Annotated in this window: 14 protein-coding genes; 11 read left to right on the top strand and 3 right to left on the bottom strand. The window is 67.9% G+C overall.

The features are described 5' to 3' along the window. Window positions 1-5 precede the first annotated feature (5 nt). A complete protein-coding gene (locus MSZK_RS02590) occupies window positions 6-1,994 on the top strand; it encodes a molybdopterin-dependent oxidoreductase (RefSeq protein ID WP_099244535.1) in 1,989 nt (662 codons plus the stop codon). Window positions 1,995-1,996: 2 nt separating this feature from the next. Here MSZK_RS02590 and MSZK_RS02585 read toward each other — a convergent pair whose 3' ends face one another. Beyond that, window positions 1,997-2,749, bottom strand: a complete 753-nt coding sequence (locus tag MSZK_RS02585) for a YebC/PmpR family DNA-binding transcriptional regulator (protein WP_099244533.1) — start codon at window positions 2,747-2,749, stop codon at window positions 1,997-1,999. A gap of 83 nt (window positions 2,750-2,832) precedes the next feature. After that, window positions 2,833-3,561 carry an IclR family transcriptional regulator gene (locus MSZK_RS02580; RefSeq protein WP_158230536.1) on the bottom strand — a complete coding sequence of 243 codons (729 nt, stop codon included), beginning with the start codon at window positions 3,559-3,561 and terminating at the stop codon, window positions 2,833-2,835. Window positions 3,562-3,782: 221 nt separating this feature from the next. Here MSZK_RS02580 and MSZK_RS02575 point away from each other — a divergent pair, with 221 nt between their 5' ends. The 9 genes from MSZK_RS02575 to MSZK_RS02535 all read left to right on the top strand — a co-directional run bounded on the left by MSZK_RS02575 (window position 3,783) and on the right by MSZK_RS02535 (window position 14,349). Then, window positions 3,783-4,742 carry a hypothetical protein gene (locus MSZK_RS02575; RefSeq protein ID WP_099244529.1) on the top strand — a complete coding sequence of 320 codons (960 nt, stop codon included), beginning with the start codon at window positions 3,783-3,785 and terminating at the stop codon, window positions 4,740-4,742. 9 nt (window positions 4,743-4,751) lie between these two features. Further along, entirely contained in the window at window positions 4,752-5,708 is a 957-nt protein-coding gene (locus MSZK_RS02570; RefSeq protein ID WP_099244527.1) for an acetaldehyde dehydrogenase (acetylating), read from the top strand. Between the two features lie 2 nt (window positions 5,709-5,710). Next, window positions 5,711-6,709 carry a 4-hydroxy-2-oxovalerate aldolase gene (gene dmpG / locus MSZK_RS02565; RefSeq protein WP_371411279.1) on the top strand — a complete coding sequence of 333 codons (999 nt, stop codon included), beginning with the start codon at window positions 5,711-5,713 and terminating at the stop codon, window positions 6,707-6,709. A 107-nt stretch (window positions 6,710-6,816) separates the two neighbouring features. Next, a complete protein-coding gene (locus tag MSZK_RS02560; protein ID WP_099244523.1) occupies window positions 6,817-8,364 on the top strand; it encodes an APC family permease in 1,548 nt (515 codons plus the stop codon). A 79-nt stretch (window positions 8,365-8,443) separates the two neighbouring features. Continuing rightward, complete coding sequence (locus tag MSZK_RS02555; protein ID WP_099244521.1) at window positions 8,444-9,100, top strand: TetR/AcrR family transcriptional regulator; 657 nt, start codon at window positions 8,444-8,446, stop codon at window positions 9,098-9,100. After that, window positions 9,097-10,533, top strand: coding sequence for an aminobutyraldehyde dehydrogenase (locus MSZK_RS02550; protein WP_099244519.1), 1,437 nt, complete (start codon window positions 9,097-9,099; stop codon window positions 10,531-10,533). Before MSZK_RS02555 ends, MSZK_RS02550 begins: the two co-directional genes overlap by 4 nt. A 1-nt stretch (window position 10,534) precedes the next feature. After that, window positions 10,535-10,864 (top strand): hypothetical protein, encoded by a 330-nt coding sequence (locus MSZK_RS02545; protein ID WP_099244517.1) that lies wholly within the window; start codon window positions 10,535-10,537, stop codon window positions 10,862-10,864. A 1-nt stretch (window position 10,865) separates the two neighbouring features. Beyond that, complete coding sequence (locus MSZK_RS02540; RefSeq protein WP_099244515.1) at window positions 10,866-12,587, top strand: NAD(P)/FAD-dependent oxidoreductase; 1,722 nt, start codon at window positions 10,866-10,868, stop codon at window positions 12,585-12,587. Window positions 12,588-12,597: 10 nt separating this feature from the next. After that, window positions 12,598-14,349 (top strand): dihydroxy-acid dehydratase, encoded by a 1,752-nt coding sequence (locus MSZK_RS02535; protein WP_233211086.1) that lies wholly within the window; start codon window positions 12,598-12,600, stop codon window positions 14,347-14,349. Between the two features lie 3 nt (window positions 14,350-14,352). On the opposite strand, the gene MSZK_RS02530 is transcribed toward MSZK_RS02535, so the two are convergent. Beyond that, entirely contained in the window at window positions 14,353-14,952 is a 600-nt protein-coding gene (locus MSZK_RS02530) for a TetR/AcrR family transcriptional regulator (protein WP_099244511.1), read from the bottom strand. 93 nt (window positions 14,953-15,045) lie between these two features. On the opposite strand from MSZK_RS02530, the gene MSZK_RS02525 reads away from it, so the two are divergent. Further along, the gene (locus tag MSZK_RS02525) at window positions 15,046-16,791 is read left to right on the top strand and encodes a CocE/NonD family hydrolase (protein WP_233211085.1); all 1,746 of its coding nucleotides are present in this window, start codon (window positions 15,046-15,048) and stop codon (window positions 16,789-16,791) included. The last annotated feature ends 188 nt before the right edge of the window (window positions 16,792-16,979 follow it).

Below are 16,979 nucleotides of genomic sequence, written 5' to 3'. Positions count from 1 at the left end.
TGGGCATGGTCACGGGCGGAACCCGCGTGGTGAAAAGCTTCTGCCGGGTGTGCACCTCGGTGTGCGGAATTCTGGTCGAGCTCGACGGCGAGCGCGTACTGGCCGTGCACGGCGATGGTGAGCACCCGTTCTCCGGCGGCTACACATGCCCGAAAGGCCGCGCCCTGCCCCAGATTCACCACCATCCCGACCGCCTCGAGCAGCCGCTGCTGCGCGTCGACGGACAGTTGACCGCAACCAGCTGGGAGACCTGCCTGGACGACCTCGGCTCCCGGTTGCGCGCAATCATCGACGAACACGGGCCCGCGGCGGTCGCCATCAACTTCGGCACCGGCGTCGGGATGGACGCCGCCGGCTACCGCATCGCCGAGGCGCTGCACCGGGCGATCGGCACCCCGGCCAAGTTCAGTCCGCTGACCATCGACGGCACCGCGAAGGTGTTGGTGGCGGAGTTGATGGGCGGCTCGGCGGGGCTGACCGGCCGGCCCGACTATGCCGGTGCCGAGCTGGTCATCGTGATCGGCAGCAACCCCGTTGTCTCCCATGGCCATACCCTCGGCATGCCCAATCCACGCGGGGTGTTTCGCGAGCTGGCCAAGCGCGCCGAGGTGTGGGTGGTCGATCCCCGCCACACCGAGACCGCGCGACTGGCGACCCGCCACCTGGCGCCGCGACCGGGCACCGACTATGCGGTGCTGGGGTTCCTGGTCCGCGAGATCCTGCGTGACGGGGCCGACGGCAGCGTCCCGGTGCAGGACCTCGATGTGCTGGCCGACGCCGTCGAGCCGTTCACCGCGGCGCACGCCGCCATGCTCGCCGACGTCGAACAGGCCGATCTCGAGAACCTGCTCGCCGCGGTCCGCCGCGTCGGGCGCATCGCGATCGACACCGGAACCGGTGTCACCATGTCGGCGAGTGCCAATGTGACGCAGTGGTTTTCGTGGGCGCTACTGATCCTGACCGGGTCGATGAACACCCCCGGCGGCGTGTGGTTCCACCCCGGCTTCGGCTATCAGCTCGAACTGTTCGACCTGCCGATCGCTCCGCCGGAGGGCAAGTCGAGGCCAGGGCCACGCAGTCGCCCCGAGACGCGCGCGTTCATGCGGGAATGGCCCTGCGCCACCCTGCCCGACGAGATCGAGGCCGGCAACATCCGCGCGCTGATCAACCTCGGCGGCAACCTGCTGACCGGTTTTCCCGCGGTCGACACGCTGCGCCCGGCGCTGGCCAAGCTCGAGGTGCTGGCCACCGCCGACATCTTGCCCAACGACACGACGCGGGCGTCGACGCATGTGCTGCCGACCACGGGCCAGCTCGAACGCCCGGACGTCACGCTGTGGGACTTCATGAGCACCCGGATCTCCGCCCAGCACACGCCGGCGATCACCGGGCCCGTCGGCGCGCGCCGCTCGATGTGGTGGGTGCTGGCCGAGATCGGCACACGGCTCGGCCACGACATCGCCGACACCACGGCCACCGACGAGCAGATGCTGGCCACGCTCAACGCGGGCGGCCGGACCGGTTATGACGAGCTGGTCGCCACCGGCTGGACCCAGGCGCAGCGGGAACTGCCCGCGGCGTGGGTGCAGCGCCACGTCGAGCGTCTCGGCGGCTGGCGGCTGGCACCGCAGGTGCTCGTCGACCAGTTGCACGGCCTGCGCCACACCACCGGCCCGATGCTGGTCCCCCGGCGCCAATTACGAAGGCTCAACACTCAATTGGAGTTCCTCGGCGAACCGGCCGACATCATCGTGAACCCGGCGGATGCGGCGGCCGCCGGGATCACCGACGAGCAGAAGATCGTGGTCCGCACCGAATACGGCGAACTGACCGGTGTCGCGCGGCTGGACCCGTCGGTGCGTTCGGGTGTGGTCTCGGTGCCGCACGGTCACGCCGGCACCAACGTCAACGTGTTGACGTCCAAGGACGATCTGGACCCGCCGACCGGGATGACGCGCTACGGCGCGGTGCCGGTCAGTCTGCACCCGGCCTGAGCTCACTCGTCGAGCTGGGCGAGCACCTCGTCGGGGATGTCGGCGTTGGTGTACACGTCCTGCACGTCATCGCTGTCTTCCAGCGCGTCGACGAGCTTCATGATCTTGCGGGCGCCGTCGGCGTCCAGCGGAACGGTCACCGACGGCTGGAAGCCGGCCTCGGCGGAGTCATAGTCGATGCCGGCGTCCTGCAGCGCGGTGCGGACGGCGACCAGGTCGGTGGGCTCGGAGATGATCTCGAAGCTGTCGCCGAGGTCGTTGACCTCTTCGGCACCGGCGTCGAGCACCGCCATCAGTACGTCGTCCTCGGACAGGTCGTTCTTCTCCAGGGTCACCACACCCTTGCGGGAGAACAGGTAGGACACCGAACCGGGGTCGGCCATGTTGCCGCCGTTGCGGGTCATCGCGACCCGCACCTCACCGGCGGCGCGGTTGCGGTTGTCGGTGAGACACTCGATCAGCACGGCCACCCCGTTGGGCCCGTAGCCCTCGTAGGTGATGTTCTGCCAGTCGGCGCCGCCGGCTTCCTCGCCGCCGCCGCGCTTGCGGGCCCGTTCGATGTTGTCGTTGGGCACCGAGGACTTCTTGGCCTTCTGGATGGCGTCGTACAGGGTCGGGTTACCCGCCGGGTCGCCGCCGCCGACGCGCGCCGCGACCTCGATGTTCTTGATGAGCTTGGCGAACATCTTGCCGCGCTTGGCGTCGATGACGGCCTTCTTGTGCTTGGTGGTAGCCCACTTGGAATGGCCGCTCATCGGGTTCTTCTCCGTATTTTCGTCCTGCCGTAACCCGACGAGTCTACTGGTCGGCGCGGGTCGCCCGTGCGCTCGTCAGGACATCACGGCAGTTTCGCCGCGATCTCCGCCGCCGCCTCGACCACCTGCTTGCCCGCATGCTCGAGGCTTTCCGGCGTCAACCGGTGGGTCAGGAAGCTCACGCTCAGCGCGTACTGCGACGGCTTGCCCGACGCGGTCGGGATCGCGGCGGCCACACAGGTGAGCTCGTCCTCGGCCTCTTCCCGGTCGATCGCGAAGCCGCGCGCCCGGATGTCCTTGATCTCGGCGGCCATCTGTTTCATCGACGTGATCGTGTGCGGGGTGAGCGGCGTCAGGCCGGCCGCCGACACGAGCTCGCGCCACTCTTTGTCGGGCATCGACGCGAGCAGGGCCTTCCCCAGCGCCGAGGCATGCCAGGGGTCGACCTGGCCGACTTCGGTGACCTTCTTGAGCGCGCGCCGGCCTTCGACGGCTTCGACGATCACCACTGAGCGGTCCTTGCGGACGGCGAAGTTCACCGTCTCGTTGAACTCGAGCAGCAGCCGCTCCATCGTCGGCAGGACAGCTTCCGAGGGCACTTGGCCGGCATACGCACGCCGCCCTAGCCGAAAGATCTGCCAGCCCAAGCGGTATTGCGTCGCATCGAATCGCTCGATGTACCCAAGGGCGGTCAGCGTGTTCAGGTAGCGCAGCACGGTCGCCTCGTTAAGCCCTGTGCCCTTTGCGATTTCGGTGAGGTTGGCGGATTCGGCCTCGGCCACCGCCTCGAGAATCCGGACCGTGCGCTCCACGCCGATCAGATTCGAACCCTTGTCGGACGCCTCCTGGTTTTTCACTCAGTGAATGTTACCAGTGCCCAGTGAAGTCACCCGGCGACACCGACCGGTCCGCGCGGATATCGGCGCACCGGTTGACAGCACACCCCCGCAGCCCTAGATTTTCATTTGTCGAAATCAGTAATTCACTCAGTGAAATTTTGGTCGTCTCCGGACGGCAATCAGAAGGAGACGTCATGTCCACCGCAGCAGCAGGTAACGGTTCGAAGGTCGACGGGGCGGCCATCCTGGCGGCACAGGGGCTCCTGCCTGCCGACGACTACGCCCTGACCCCGTCGCCGAAGAGGTTCGAGGACGGCGGGAGCTACCGCCTCGAGGTGTCCGGCGTCGAGCGACTCTCGACGCTCGAGGCACTGCTGGACGAATCGGACAAACAGGGCGTGTTCATCAACCGGATCGTCGCCTTCGGTGGCGGTTCGACCCTGCTGACAACCAGCGAATTACGCGACGTGGCAACGCTGTCCGCGGAGAACGGGATCGAGCTGATCGCCGTCCCCGGACCGCGCACGGGATGGGATCTGGGCCGCCAGGCGCTCAGCTCCGAAGGCCAGGCCGGCGGCCGCCGGGTGCGCGGGCTGGACAACATCCGGTACCTGCTCGACGACTACCTGCGGATGTTCTCGGCCGGCATCAGGGGTGTACTGGTGTGGGACGAAGGTGTCCTCGACATCCTCAACAAGGCCCGCGACGCCGGCCACATCCCCGCCGACGTCAAGTTCAAGATCTCGGTCTACGCCGGACACGCGAACCCGGCGTCCATCAAGATCCTGCAGGAGCTGGGCGCCGACAGTGTGAATCCGGTGGGTGACCTGACCCGCCCGATGCTCGCCGCGATCCGTCGCCACGTCGACATCCCGCTGGACGTGTGGGCCGAGACCTTCGAGTCGTTCGGCGGAATGAACCGGCTGTGGGAGACCGGCGCCATCGCGGCGGTGGCGGGACCGGTGTACTTCAAGATCGAGCCGGGCGAGTCCGAAGCCGTGATGTACAACGGCTGGATCGAGCCCGAGTACCACGAGCGCCTCGTGCGGCACAAGGTCAGGCACGCCGCCATCATCAACGAACTGGTCGCCACCACCACCCCCGAGGTGACGGTCTCGCCTCGGCCCGCGCCGTTTTCGGTTCTGGCGAACTGAGCCGGTGCCGTGGCGACACGATTGAAGGCGGCGATCATCGGATCGGGCAACATCGGCACCGATCTGATGATCAAGCTGCGGCGCCGATCCGATGTTCTCGACCCCGTGGTGATGGTCGGAATCGACCCGGCCAGTGACGGATTGGCGCGCGCCGCCGCGCTCGACGTGGCGGTGACCGCCGGCGGTGTGGACGGGCTGCTGGCGATGGACGTCGTCGACGACCTCGCGGTCGTCTTCGACGCCACCAGCGCGAAGGCGCACGCGGCCAACGATGCCCGGCTCCGGCCGACCGGTGTCCGCATCGTCGACCTGACCCCCGCAGCGCTCGGCCCGTTCGTCGTGCCCGCGGTCAACCTCGCCGGCCTCAGCGACCGGCGCAACGTCAACATGGTGACATGTGGCGGGCAGGCCACCATCCCGGTCGTGGCGGCGCTGTCGCGGATCACCGAGGTGCACTACGCCGAAATCGTCGCCTCGATCGCGTCGCGGTCAGCGGGGCCGGGCACTCGGGCCAACATCGACGAATTCACCGTGACCACCGCCCGGGCCATCGAGGAAGTGGGCGGGGCGGCCAACGGCAAGGCCATCATCGTGCTGAATCCCGCCGAGCCGGCGATGATCATGCGCGACACCGTCACCGCACTGGTCTCGGCCGCCGACGAGCAGCAGATCAGCGACTCCGTCACCGCCATGGTCGACACCGTGAGCCGGTACGTACCCGGCTACCGGCTCAAGCAGGACGTCCGGATCACGGCCGTGCCCCGCGGCGACCTGCGCCGGCGCCTGGCCGGCTCCGCGCACCCGACCGCGGATCTGCAGCACGTCACGGTCTTTCTCGAGGTCGAAGGCGCGGCCGACTATCTGCCGGCCTACGCGGGCAACCTCGACATCATGACCTCGGCCGCGGTGCGGGTCGGCGAACGGCTCGCACTGCACTCGGTGGCGCTGCAGGAGGCGGTGCGGTGAACGTGCCGATCTACCTCCAGGACGTCACGCTGCGCGACGGAATGCATGCCGTCGGGCATGAATTCGGGCTGGCCGATGTGCGCCGGATCGCACAGGCCCTGGACCGGGCAGGAGTGGCGGCCATCGAGGTGGCCCACGGTGACGGGCTCGCGGGCGGCAGCCTCACCTACGGGGCCGGCGCCCACACCGACGCCGAATGGATCGCCGCCGCAGCCGATGTCGTGACCACCGCGCGGTTGACCACCCTGCTGCTCCCGGGCATCGGAACAACCGACGACCTGCGCGCGGCGGTCGATCTCGGGGTGACCTCGGTGCGGGTCGCCACCCACTGCACCGAGGCGGATATCGGCGTCGCGCACATCGCGGCCGCTCGCGACCTCGGCATCGACGTGGCCGGCTTCCTGATGATGTCGCACATGGTCGGCCCCGAACACCTTGCTGCGCAAGCGAAGATCATGCAGGACGCCGGCGCGATGTGTGTCTACGTGACCGACTCCGGTGGTCGGCTGACCATGCCGGGGGTCACCGAGCGCGTGCGCGCCTACCGAGACGTGCTGGACCCGGACACCGAGATCGGCATCCACGCCCACCACAATCTTGCGCTCGGCGTGGCGAATTCACTGGTCGCGGTCGAGGCGGGGGTCCGCCGCGTCGACGCCTCCCTGACCGGGCTGGGTGCCGGTGCCGGTAACTGTCCGCTGGAAGTCTTCGTCGCGGTCGCCGACCTGCAGGGTTGGCAGCACGGTTGCGATCTGTTCGCGCTGATGGACGCCGCCGACGACATCGTCCGGCCGCTGCACCGGCGGCCGGTACGGGTCGACCGCGAGACCCTCACCCTCGGCTATGCGGGCGTGTACTCCAGTTTTCTGCTGCATGCCGAGCGTATCGGCGCCGAAGTGAACGTCGAACCTCGCGCACTTCTGGTCGAGGCGGGCCGGCGGGCGATGGTCGGCGGTCAAGAAGACCTGCTCACCGATCTCGCCCTCGAGATGAGGGGGTGAGCGGGGCAATCGCCGAACCGGCTCAATTCACCGTTCCCGCAGAGCAGCTGAACGGAAGGTCACCACACCCGTACCATCAACCCACTTTGCACAAGGGATGAACGATCATGACCAACATAACCCAATCACTCGAACCGCCGGAGGGACGCGTTCCCGGCCAGCGTCCGCCGGACGCGGCCGGGCCGCCCGGCGGCCGGCGCAACCACGGCTTGAAGAAGGACACCCTCGGGGTCCCCAGCATTTTCTTCTACATCATCGCGGCCGCTTCCCCGCTGACCGTCGTCATCGCCTTGTACCCCATCATCATTGGATCGGGTAACGGTATCGGGATGCCCGGCGCATTCGTCATCGCCGCGGTGGTGCTGATGATCTTCGCCGTCGGCTACGTGGCGATGAGCAAACACGTGACCAACGCGGGGGCGTTCTATGCCTACGTCACCCTCGGCCTGGGACGGATTCCCGGACTGGGTTCGGCGTTCCTGGCCATCTTCGCCTACAACGCGATCCAGGCCGGCCTCTACGGCGGATTCGGTTACTACGCAGGCGAACTGTTCAACAACCGGTTCGGCACGGACCTGCCCTGGTGGCTGTTCGCCGGCATCGCCCTGCTGTTGTGTCTGGGACTGGGCATCCAGGGCGTCCACTCGGGCGCCAGGGTCCTGGGGGTCTTCATGACCCTCGAGGTCACCATGATCACCGTGCTCAGCGTCTGCAGCCTGTTCGGCGGGACGGTGCCGGTGTCGAAGTTCTCCTTCGAACCGTTCAGCCCGACGGTGGTCCTGGCCGGATCGCTCGGTGTGGCACTGATGTTCGCCCATGCCTCGTTCATCGGATTCGAAGGCTCGGCAATCTACGGCGAGGAGGCGCGCGACCCGGCCCGCACCATCCCCCGGGCCACCTACCTGTCGATCGCGTTCATGGGCACGCTCTATGCGGTGTCGGGCTGGCTCATCATGAACGCGCTCGGCCTGGACCGTGTCGTGGGCATCGCGCAGGCATCCGGGGGCGATTTCATCTTCGTGGCCAGTGACACGATCATCGGGCACAACATCTCGCTGGTGTTCCAGATCCTGATCATCACCGCGCTGTTCGCCGCCATCGTCACCTTCCACAACAACGTGGCGCGGTACACGTTCTCGCTCGGCCGTCAGGGTCTGATCTGGAAGCCGCTGGGCTGGACGCTGCCGCGCCGGCAGACGCCCTGGGTGGCTTCGGTGGCCCAAAGCGTCACCATCGCCATCGTGGTGGCGTTGTTCGCCGCCTTCAACCAGGACCCGTTCGCCGGGCTGTTCACCTGGGCCACCGGTATCGGGACCATCGGTGTGATCCTGTCCCAGCTGGTGGCGGCGATCGCGATCTTCGTCTTCTTCCGCAGATCGACGGTCGACAAGCGGCGGTGGAACACATTCGTCGCGCCGATCCTGGCGGTGATCGGGCTCGGCGGCTTCTTCGCCCTCACCCTCGACAGCCTGGACATCCTGCTCGGCGCCCAGGGCGGCATGGCCGTGCTGATGCTCTCGCTGGTGTTCGTGGCACTCGGCGGCGGGATGCTCTACGGCCTCTACCTGCGGTTGGCCGCACCCGACCGGTACGCCCGGCTCGGCCACGCGCTCAACGAACGCGAGCTGGCCGATCCCGCGCCCGAGGCGATGTAGCCACCACCATGCCGATACCCGGATTCACCGCTACATTTGTACCCGCAGATAAGTACAAATGTTCTTATAGCGAGGAAGCATGGCTACTGCAGCCCGCCGTACCCGTCGCCACGACCCCAACCGGCGGCAACGCATCATCGACGCGGCACTGGACGTCCTGGCCACCGACGGCGTCGCCGGCATCACCCACCGCGCCATCGGCACCGCCGCCGATGTCCCGCTCGGGTCCATCACCTATCACTTCGCCAACCTCGCCGACATCGTCGACGTCGCCTTCGACACCCACGTGGCGAAGCTGGCGGACCGATTCGCGGCGCGCCTGGCCCAGTGCGACTCGGCCGAGGACGCCATCGAGTGCATCGTCACCGCGGTCACCGACGACCTGGCGGCGCACCCCAACGAACTCGCCGTCACCTACGAGCTCTACGGCGACGCGGTGCGCCGGGCCGCCACCAAACGGGTCACCCAACGCTGGATGGGCCTGGCCGAGGAGGCGCTGGCCCAACACTTCCCCCGCCCGACCGCTCGACTGCTCGACGTCGTCGTCGAAGGGCTGATGGTCCACATGTCCATTGCGCAGCAACAAATTTCGAAAGGCGAGGTCCGAGCCCTGTTGACCATCGCCGCACATGCCGGACAGGCAGCCTACGAATCGGGCACCGCGCTGGGCGTCGACGTGGACGCCGACCACAAGTTCGTCAAACACAACCCGCAGAGATCTCAGGAGACGACATGACTTTCAACTCTCAGATGTTCATCAACGGCGGCTGGACCGACGCCTCGGACGGCGCCGTCGACCCGGTGCCCGCCCCCGCGACAGGTGAGACGTTCGCCGAGACCGCGCACGGCACGGCCGCCGATGTGGACCGTGCGGTCGCCGCCGCCGACGCCGCCTTCCCCGGCTGGGCGGCGACCCCGGTCGGGGAACGCGCCCGCGCCTTCCTCACCCTGGCCGACCGGGTCGAGGCCGACCTGACCAACCTGGCCGAGATCGAGTCACGCAACGTCGGCAAGCCCATCGGGCTGGCACTCGAGGAGATGGGCATGATCGCCGACCATCTCCGGTTCTTCGCCGGCGCCGCCCGCTCCATGGAGGGCCGGGCTGCCACCGAGTATGTCCGCGGCAAGACCAGCATCATCCGCCGTGATCCGCTCGGCGTCGTCGGGTCGGTGGCGCCCTGGAACTACCCGTTGCTGATGGCGATCTGGAAGATCTCCCCCGCCCTGATGACCGGGAACACGTTGGTGCTCAAGCCCTCCGAACACACTCCGTTCTCGGTGCTGCGACTGGCCGAGTTGGCGCAGGATCTGTTCCCCGCCGGCGTGCTGAATGTCGTGACCGGTCACGGCACGGACGTCGGGGCGAGTCTGGTGTCCCATCCGCGGGTACGGATGTCCTCGCTGACCGGTTCGGTCGAGACCGGCCGTGCACTGATGCGCGCGTCGGCCGACTCCAATCTCAAGCGGCTGCATCTCGAACTCGGCGGCAAGGCCCCGGTCCTGGTGCTCGCCGATGCCGACGTGGCGCTGGCCGTGGACAAGATCATGGAGGGTGCGTTCTGCAACTCCGGCCAGGACTGTATGGCCGCATCCCGGGTGTATGTGCACGAATCCCTGCACGACGATCTCGTCGCGGGCTTGGACAAAGCGGTGCGCGCGCTGGATCTCGGGGATCTGGCCGACGAGAACACCGCGATGGGACCGGTCATCACCGCTGCTCACCGGGACCGGGTCGAGGGCTTCGTCGCACGCGCGAAGGCGACCGGGCACACCGAACTGATCCAGGGCACCAATCCGGGTGTCGGGTTCTACACCGCCCCGACCGTGGTGGTCGGGGCACGGCAGGGTGACGAGATCGTCACCAAGGAGGTCTTCGGTCCGGTCACCTCGGTGACGACGTTCACCGACACCGACGACGTCGTGGCGTGGGCCAACGACACCGAATACGGTTTGGCCGCATCGGTGTTCACCAACGATCTCGGACGGGCCATGGCGATCACCGGCGATCTGCAGTTCGGCACGGTCTGGGTCAACGACCATCTGCCGGTCACCCCGGAGATGCCACACGGTGGATTCAAGCAATCGGGCAACGGCAAGGACATGTCGATCTATGCGCTCGAGGAGTACACCGAGATCAAGCACGTGATGATCAGCGCAGGGGTGGCCTGAGATGGGTGCGGTCAGCGCCGTCAACATGTTCTCCCTGCGCCCGGGAGTCACGGCCGCCGAGTTCGAGGCATTCTCCGCCGATCTCGACCGACCCACCTGCCTGGCATTCGACGTCGTCGAGAGCTTCGAGGTGTACCTGGTCGAGGGCGACCACCCGTCCCGGGTCGATGTCGTGGAGATCATGACCGTGCGGTCGTGGCCGGAGTGGGAATACGTGCGCGACAACGCGCCCGAATTCGTCCCGGTGCTCCGACGGTTCGGCGAACTCGTCGACACCGACAGCATCTCCACGCTGTTCACCCGCCACCTCACCGCGACCGAGGAGAACTGACATGCCGACATCACCGGACTACGACGCCATCGTCATCGGCGCCGGCCACAACGGTCTCGTCACGGCGAATTACCTCGCCCGGGCGGGCAAACGGGTGCTCGTGCTCGAGGCCCGGGACGTGGTCGGCGGCGCGTGCGTCACCGAGGAGCTGATCCCGGGCTCGAAGTGGTCGTCGTGTGCCTTCATCGCCGGTCTGCTCCGCCCCGAGATCATCAGCGAGCTCGAACTGGCCCGCTTCGGCCTGGAGCTCTATCAGGGGGACGCGTTGTCGTTCAGCCTGTTCCGCGACGGCACCTCGCTCACCATGTGGAAGGAGACCGACCGCACGCTGCGAGAGATCGAGAAGCTGAACCGGCGCGACGCACAGGCGTTCATCGACTTCGGGCTCCGGTTGCAGAAGTTCGCCGGGCTGGTCACGCCGTGGCTGCTGACCTCGCCGCCCGAACGCTCGGAGGTCCTCGCCGCGTTCGAGGCGGCCGGCGAGCAGAAGCTGTTCGACGAGTTCACCCTGATCTCGGTGCGCGACCTGCTCGACCGGTACTTCGAGGACGAACGCCTCAAGAGCATGCTGACCTTCTTCGGCATGGTCTCGATCTACGGCGGACCGTCCTCGCCCGGCACCGCCTACACCTACGGCCACCACTCCTGGGGCGAATTCGAGGGCAACTTCGGTCAATTCGGGATGGCCCGAGGCGGAATGGGCGCGATCAGCGAGGCGCTCGCCGCCGGCGCCCGCCACTACGGCGCGACGATCCGCACGTCGACCCCGGTGGATCAGGTGCTCGTCGACAAGGGGGTGGCCACCGGTGTGCGGCTGCTGGACGGCTCCGTTGTCACCGGCACCCAGATTTTCTCGAACGCCGACCCCAAACGGTCACTGTTACGGCTGCTCGAGCCCGGGGTGCTGCCATCGGCACTGGTGGCAGAGATCGAGAACATCGACACTCGCGGCTCGATGGCCCGCATCCACCTGCTGATCGACGAACTGCCGCAGTATCTTCCGTTCCCCGACGCCGGCGAAGGTCCCCAGCACCACGGACACCAGCTACTCGGACCCAGCCGTGAGGCGTTCGAGGAGGCCTTCGAGGCGCAGCGCCGCGGAACCTTCCCGAGCACCTTCGTGATCGAGGCCGTCATCCAGTCGGTCACCGACGACTCGTTGGCCCCGGACGGCCTGCACACGATGACCCTGGGCATCCAGCAGCTGCCGTCGGAACTGTCCGGCACCACCTGGGCTGCGGAGAAGGAACGCTGGGCCGACCTGGTTCTGGAGGATCTGTTCACCTACGCGCCGAATCTGCGCGGCCACATCCGTGATCGGGTGATCATCACGCCCGACGACCTGGACCACGAGTATCTGATCACCGACGGCAACATCTTCCACGGGAGCATGATGCTCGACCAACTCTTCGGCGCGCGGCCCCTTCCCGAGCTGGCCGACTACCGCACGCCGGTCCGGAACTACTACCTGTGCGGCGTGGGCACGCACCCCGGCGGTGGGGTGATGGGTGCCAGCGGACACAACGCCGCCAAGGTCGCGCTGGCCGACGCCGGCGGTGTGGCACCCACAGCCCGAGTACGGGCCAACGGGCACAAGGCGCCCTGGCAGCAGCGACTGGTGGGCGGGCTGATGGCGACCAAGTCCGGTCGCTGGCTCAGCTACCAGGCCGCACGGCAGCCGGCGATGCGCAAGCTCACCGCCTATGCCGCGCGGGTCCGGTAGGAGCCGGCCGGTGAGCAGCCCGCCCCACCAGCTCAAGAGCGCCCGATGGTTCTCCGGCCGCAACGTCCCCGGCTTCGTGCACCGGTCCGCGATGCGGGCTTCCGGGTTTTCCCGGATGGCGGTCGACGGCCGGCCGATCGTGGGCATCTGCAACTCGTGGTCGGAAGTCGTGAACTGCAACATGCACTTTCGCGGTATGGCCGATGCGGTTCGGCGCGGTGTGCTCGCGGCGGGCGGCTTTCCGCTGGAATTCCCCACCATCTCACTCGGCGAGCAGCTCATGAAGCCGACGACGATGTTGTTCCGCAACCTGATGGCGATGGACGTCGAGGAGTCGATCCGCGCCTACCCCTTCGACGCGGTCGTGTTGCTGGGCGGCTGCGACAAGACGGTGCCCGCGCAACTCATGGGTGCCGCCAGTGCCGACGTCCCCGCGATCGTGTTGACGGGCGGGCCGGCCTCTCCCGCGGTCTTCAACGGCAGGCAACTCGGGGTGGGTACCGATCTGTGGAAGTACATCGACGACGTGCGGGCCGGCCGAATGTCCTTGACGGAGTACGACCGTCTGGAATCGGCGGCCGGACCGTCACAGGGACACTGCCCGGAAATGGGCACCGCGTCGACGATGGCCACCCTGGTCGAAGGCCTCGGCATGACCCTGCCCGGAGCGGCGGCGGTGCCGGCCATGGACTCTCGGCGGCTCCAGGTGGCCGAGATGGTGGGCGCGCGCGCGGTGGGCCTGGCCACCGAGGGGCTGCGTCCGTCACAGGTGCTCACCGCCGAGGCATTCGACAACGCCATCACGCTGATGCTCGCGGTCGGCGGCTCGACGAACGCGGTCGTGCACCTGTTGGCCATTGCCGGGCGAGCCGGGGTGGAGTTGTCGCTGGACCGGTTCCATGAACTGTCGGCCCGTACCCCGCTGGTGGTCAACGTTCGTCCGGCCGGCCGGCATCTCGTGGAACAGGTTTTCCACGCCGGTGGCATTCCCGCGGTGATGAAGGCGATCGAGCCCCTGCTGCACACCCAGGCGGTGACGGTCACCGGCAAGACGGTCGCCGACAACCTGCCCGATCGACCCGGCACCGACCCGACGGTGATCGCGGACTTGAGTGCGCCGTTCCAGCCGCCCCAAGGACTTTCGGTGCTGCGCGGCAATCTCGCGCCCAACGGCGCGGTGATCAAGTCCAGCGCGGCCACCCCGGGGCTGCTGGTGCATCGCGGGCCGGCGGTCGTCTTCGAGAACATGGCCGACCTGATGCGCCGCTTCGACGATCCCGATCTCGAGGTGACCGCGGATTCGGTTCTGGTGCTGCGCAGCGCCGGCCCCCGGGGTGCGCCCGGGATGCCGGAGTGGGGGCAGCTGCCCATCCCCAGCAAGCTGCTCGGCCAGGGCGTCACCGACATGGTGCGGATCTCCGATGCGCGGATGAGCGGAACCGCTTACGGCACGTGCGTTCTGCACATCAGCCCGGAATCCGCGGTCGGCGGCCCACTGGCCCTGGTCCGAGACGGCGACCTGATCACGCTCGACGCGCCCGCCGGCCGACTCGACGTCGCGCTCACCGATGCCGAACTGGCTCAGCGGCGTCGCGAACTGCCGGCTGCCGCGGCGGCATCCCGCCGTGGATACACGGCCCTCTACGTCGAGCGGGTACTGCAGGCCGACCGGGGATGCGATTTCGACTTCCTCGTCGGCCGGTCCACCGCGCCGGAGGACGAGCCGGACGCCGTCTTCGATGGCTGGGTGGGCGGCTGGTAGTGCCTAGTCCAAGTCCCCGTCGACGTAGCGTTGCAGGTTCGGCGCGACCGCCGCGAGCAGTTCGTCCTCGCTCATCGACGCGACGGGTTCGATCCGCCAGACGTAGCGCATCATTGCCAGACCCATGATCTGGGATGAGATCAGGCCGCTGCGCTTGAGGCGGTCGGCCTCGTCGGCGCCCAGCTGCGATACCCCGATCAGCTGACCCTCGACGACCCTGCGCAGCTTCTCGCGGGTGCTGGGCTCGTGGGCGGCCGTCTGCAGTACGGCGCGCAGGACCGGGCCGATCTCGTCGTCGGCCCAGGCGCGCAGCATCAGCCGCAGCAGCGCACCGCCGAGCTCGGGCACCGGGGCCGTCCACGTGGCCGCAACCGACTCCAGCCAGCGCTGCGGGGGATTCGTCGCCGCGTCGAGCAGCCCGTCCTTGGACCCGAAGTAGTGGTAGACCAGGGCCGGGTCGACGTCGGCGAGGCGGGCCACCGCCCGGATCGTGGTTCCCGCCGAGCCGTGCTGGGCGAACTCGCCGCGGGCGGCCTCCAGAATCCGGGCCGCCAGGACGCCCTTTTCGTCACGCGGTCCCGGTGTCGTCGACCTCTTCGCCATGAGCTCACCTCAGCTACGAATTTCATATTGCGTTGAGACTAGTTTCATCGTAGCGTGAAATTAGTCTCAACAGCACGTGAAAAAGGAGCCATGATGGCGTCGCACACCGTGTCCGGCATCGAGGCCGGTCAGCGCCGGCTCAACGGACCACAGACCACCGGCCGGGAGTACCGCAACCTCAGCACCCCCGACCATGGCATCACCACCGACGTCAACGTCGCGGTCCCCATGCGGGACGGCATCACACTGTTGGCGGACGTGCATCGCCCCGATACCGCTGGCCGCTTCCCCGCCCTGATCGCGGCCTCCCCCTACCCACGGCAGATCCAGGATCTCGGCGCCCCGGCCGGGTTCATCGAGGCCGGCGCGACCGACTTCTGGGTACCCCGCGGTTATGCCCATGTGATCGCCAACCTGCGCGGCACCGGCGGCTCCGGCGGCACGTTCGGCTTCTTCGATGCCCAGGAACGCCGCGACCTGTACGACCTCGTGGAATGGGCGGCCGCCCAGCCGTGGTGCGACGGCACCGTCGGGATGATCGGCATCAGCTATTTCGCGATGACCCAACTCGAGGCCGCCGTCGAACGCCCGCCCCATCTCAAGGCCATCTTCCCGGTCGCTGTCACGGCCGACCTGTACGAGGCCGCGATGCATCACGGTCTGTTCAGCTCCTCCTTCGTGACGCCGTTCCTGTCGATGCTGGGCCTGACCGCGGCCCGCACCGACACGTTCTGGCGCAGCCGCCCACTGGGTCTGGCGCGCTGGGCACTCAACACCGAGCCGCTGCATCACAGGTTCGCGACGATGAACGGCGAGGCTGCGGTGACGATGATGCGTGGACTGCTCAAGCTGCCGCACGACCCGCACCCGTGGGACGAGCTCTGGCTCGACGCCGCGGTGCGCCATCCGGTCCGCGATGCCTGGTGGGATGAGCGCAACCTGCTACCACTGCTCGAAAACGTAGACATCCCAGTGTATTTGGGTTGCGACTGGCAGAACGTCCCGTTGCACCTGCCGTCGACGTTCCCCACCTTCGCCGGGCTGACCAACAGCCCGTGCGTGCGGATGGGCATGCTCGGCGAGTACGGCCTGACCTGGCCGTGGGAGAGCCTGCACATCGAGGCGCTGGCGTGGTACGACCATTGGCTCAAGAACGTCGACACCGGCATCCTCGACGGGCCCGCCATCCGCTATGTGCTGCCCGGCGCCGAGGGCGCCTGGCGCACCGCCGAGTCGTGGCCGCCGGCAGGCACCCACCGGGAACTGGCGCTCCGCGCCGACGGCGGGCTGGACGCCGACGAAGGCGCCTCGGGTGGAAGGGAATTCATGGCGCTCGGCGCCGGCCTGGGCCGGGCCAAGCCCAGTGCGATCGATCCCCCGTCGTCGCTGACCTGGACCAGCCCGCCGCTCACCGAGGCGGTCGACGTCGTCGGCGACGTCGAAGTGCGCCTGGTGGCCCGTTCCACCGCCGCCGACACCGCGTGGATCGCCACGCTGTCCGACGTCGCCCCCGACGGCAGCGCCGAAGCGGTCACCGCGGGGTGGCTGCGCGCCGGCCTGCGCGAGGTCGACGAAGCGGCCAGCCGAACCGGCGCGCCCGTGCTGCCCTGCCGCCGATCCGTCGCACTGCCCGTCGGTGAGGACGTCGAGTACCGAATTCCGTTGGTGCCCAACGCCCGCCGTTTCGAGGTGGGGCATCGAATCCAGCTCACGATCACCGGCGACGACCAGAACCCGGACACTTCCGCGATCATGAACTTCCGGCATGCGAGTGTGGGAACCAGCAGCATCAACACGGTGCGATCGTCGTCGCGACTGGTGCTGCCCGTACTGAATTGAGCGGTTTCGGCGCGTTTTCGTTCGCCCAGCGGCGTGTGGTGTCTCGGGACATCGCTGACACTTATGTCTTGGGACATCGCTGACACTCATGATGGCGGTTTGGGTTCGCGGGTGCGGTAGGTCCGGGTGGTTTTGTCGCCGCGCTGGTAGCTGCGGGTGGGGGCGGCGGTGAAGGACCGGACCAGAGT

The sequence above is a fragment of the Mycobacterium sp. shizuoka-1 genome (assembly GCF_002723835.1).
Classification (GTDB): Bacteria; Actinomycetota; Actinomycetes; order Mycobacteriales; family Mycobacteriaceae; genus Mycobacterium.
The sequence above is the reverse complement of the archived record's forward strand: the minus strand, read 5'-3'. Positions and strand labels throughout refer to the sequence as shown.

What these genes read in the sequence shown, in the direction of transcription:
- MSZK_RS02590 (WP_099244535.1), top strand. Translation starts at nt 6, where the DNA reads ATGGTCACGGGCGGAACCCGCGTGGTGAAAAGCTTCTGCCGGGTGTGC.
- MSZK_RS02585 (WP_099244533.1), bottom strand. Translation starts at nt 2,749, where the DNA reads ATGAGCGGCCATTCCAAGTGGGCTACCACCAAGCACAAGAAGGCCGTC.
- MSZK_RS02575 (WP_099244529.1), top strand. Translation starts at nt 3,783, where the DNA reads ATGTCCACCGCAGCAGCAGGTAACGGTTCGAAGGTCGACGGGGCGGCC.
- MSZK_RS02560 (WP_099244523.1), top strand. Translation starts at nt 6,817, where the DNA reads ATGACCAACATAACCCAATCACTCGAACCGCCGGAGGGACGCGTTCCC.
- MSZK_RS02555 (WP_099244521.1), top strand. Translation starts at nt 8,444, where the DNA reads ATGGCTACTGCAGCCCGCCGTACCCGTCGCCACGACCCCAACCGGCGG.
- MSZK_RS02550 (WP_099244519.1), top strand. Translation starts at nt 9,097, where the DNA reads ATGACTTTCAACTCTCAGATGTTCATCAACGGCGGCTGGACCGACGCC.
- MSZK_RS02545 (WP_099244517.1), top strand. Translation starts at nt 10,535, where the DNA reads ATGGGTGCGGTCAGCGCCGTCAACATGTTCTCCCTGCGCCCGGGAGTC.
- MSZK_RS02540 (WP_099244515.1), top strand. Translation starts at nt 10,866, where the DNA reads ATGCCGACATCACCGGACTACGACGCCATCGTCATCGGCGCCGGCCAC.
- MSZK_RS02530 (WP_099244511.1), bottom strand. Translation starts at nt 14,952, where the DNA reads ATGGCGAAGAGGTCGACGACACCGGGACCGCGTGACGAAAAGGGCGTC.
- MSZK_RS02525 (WP_233211085.1), top strand. Translation starts at nt 15,046, where the DNA reads ATGGCGTCGCACACCGTGTCCGGCATCGAGGCCGGTCAGCGCCGGCTC.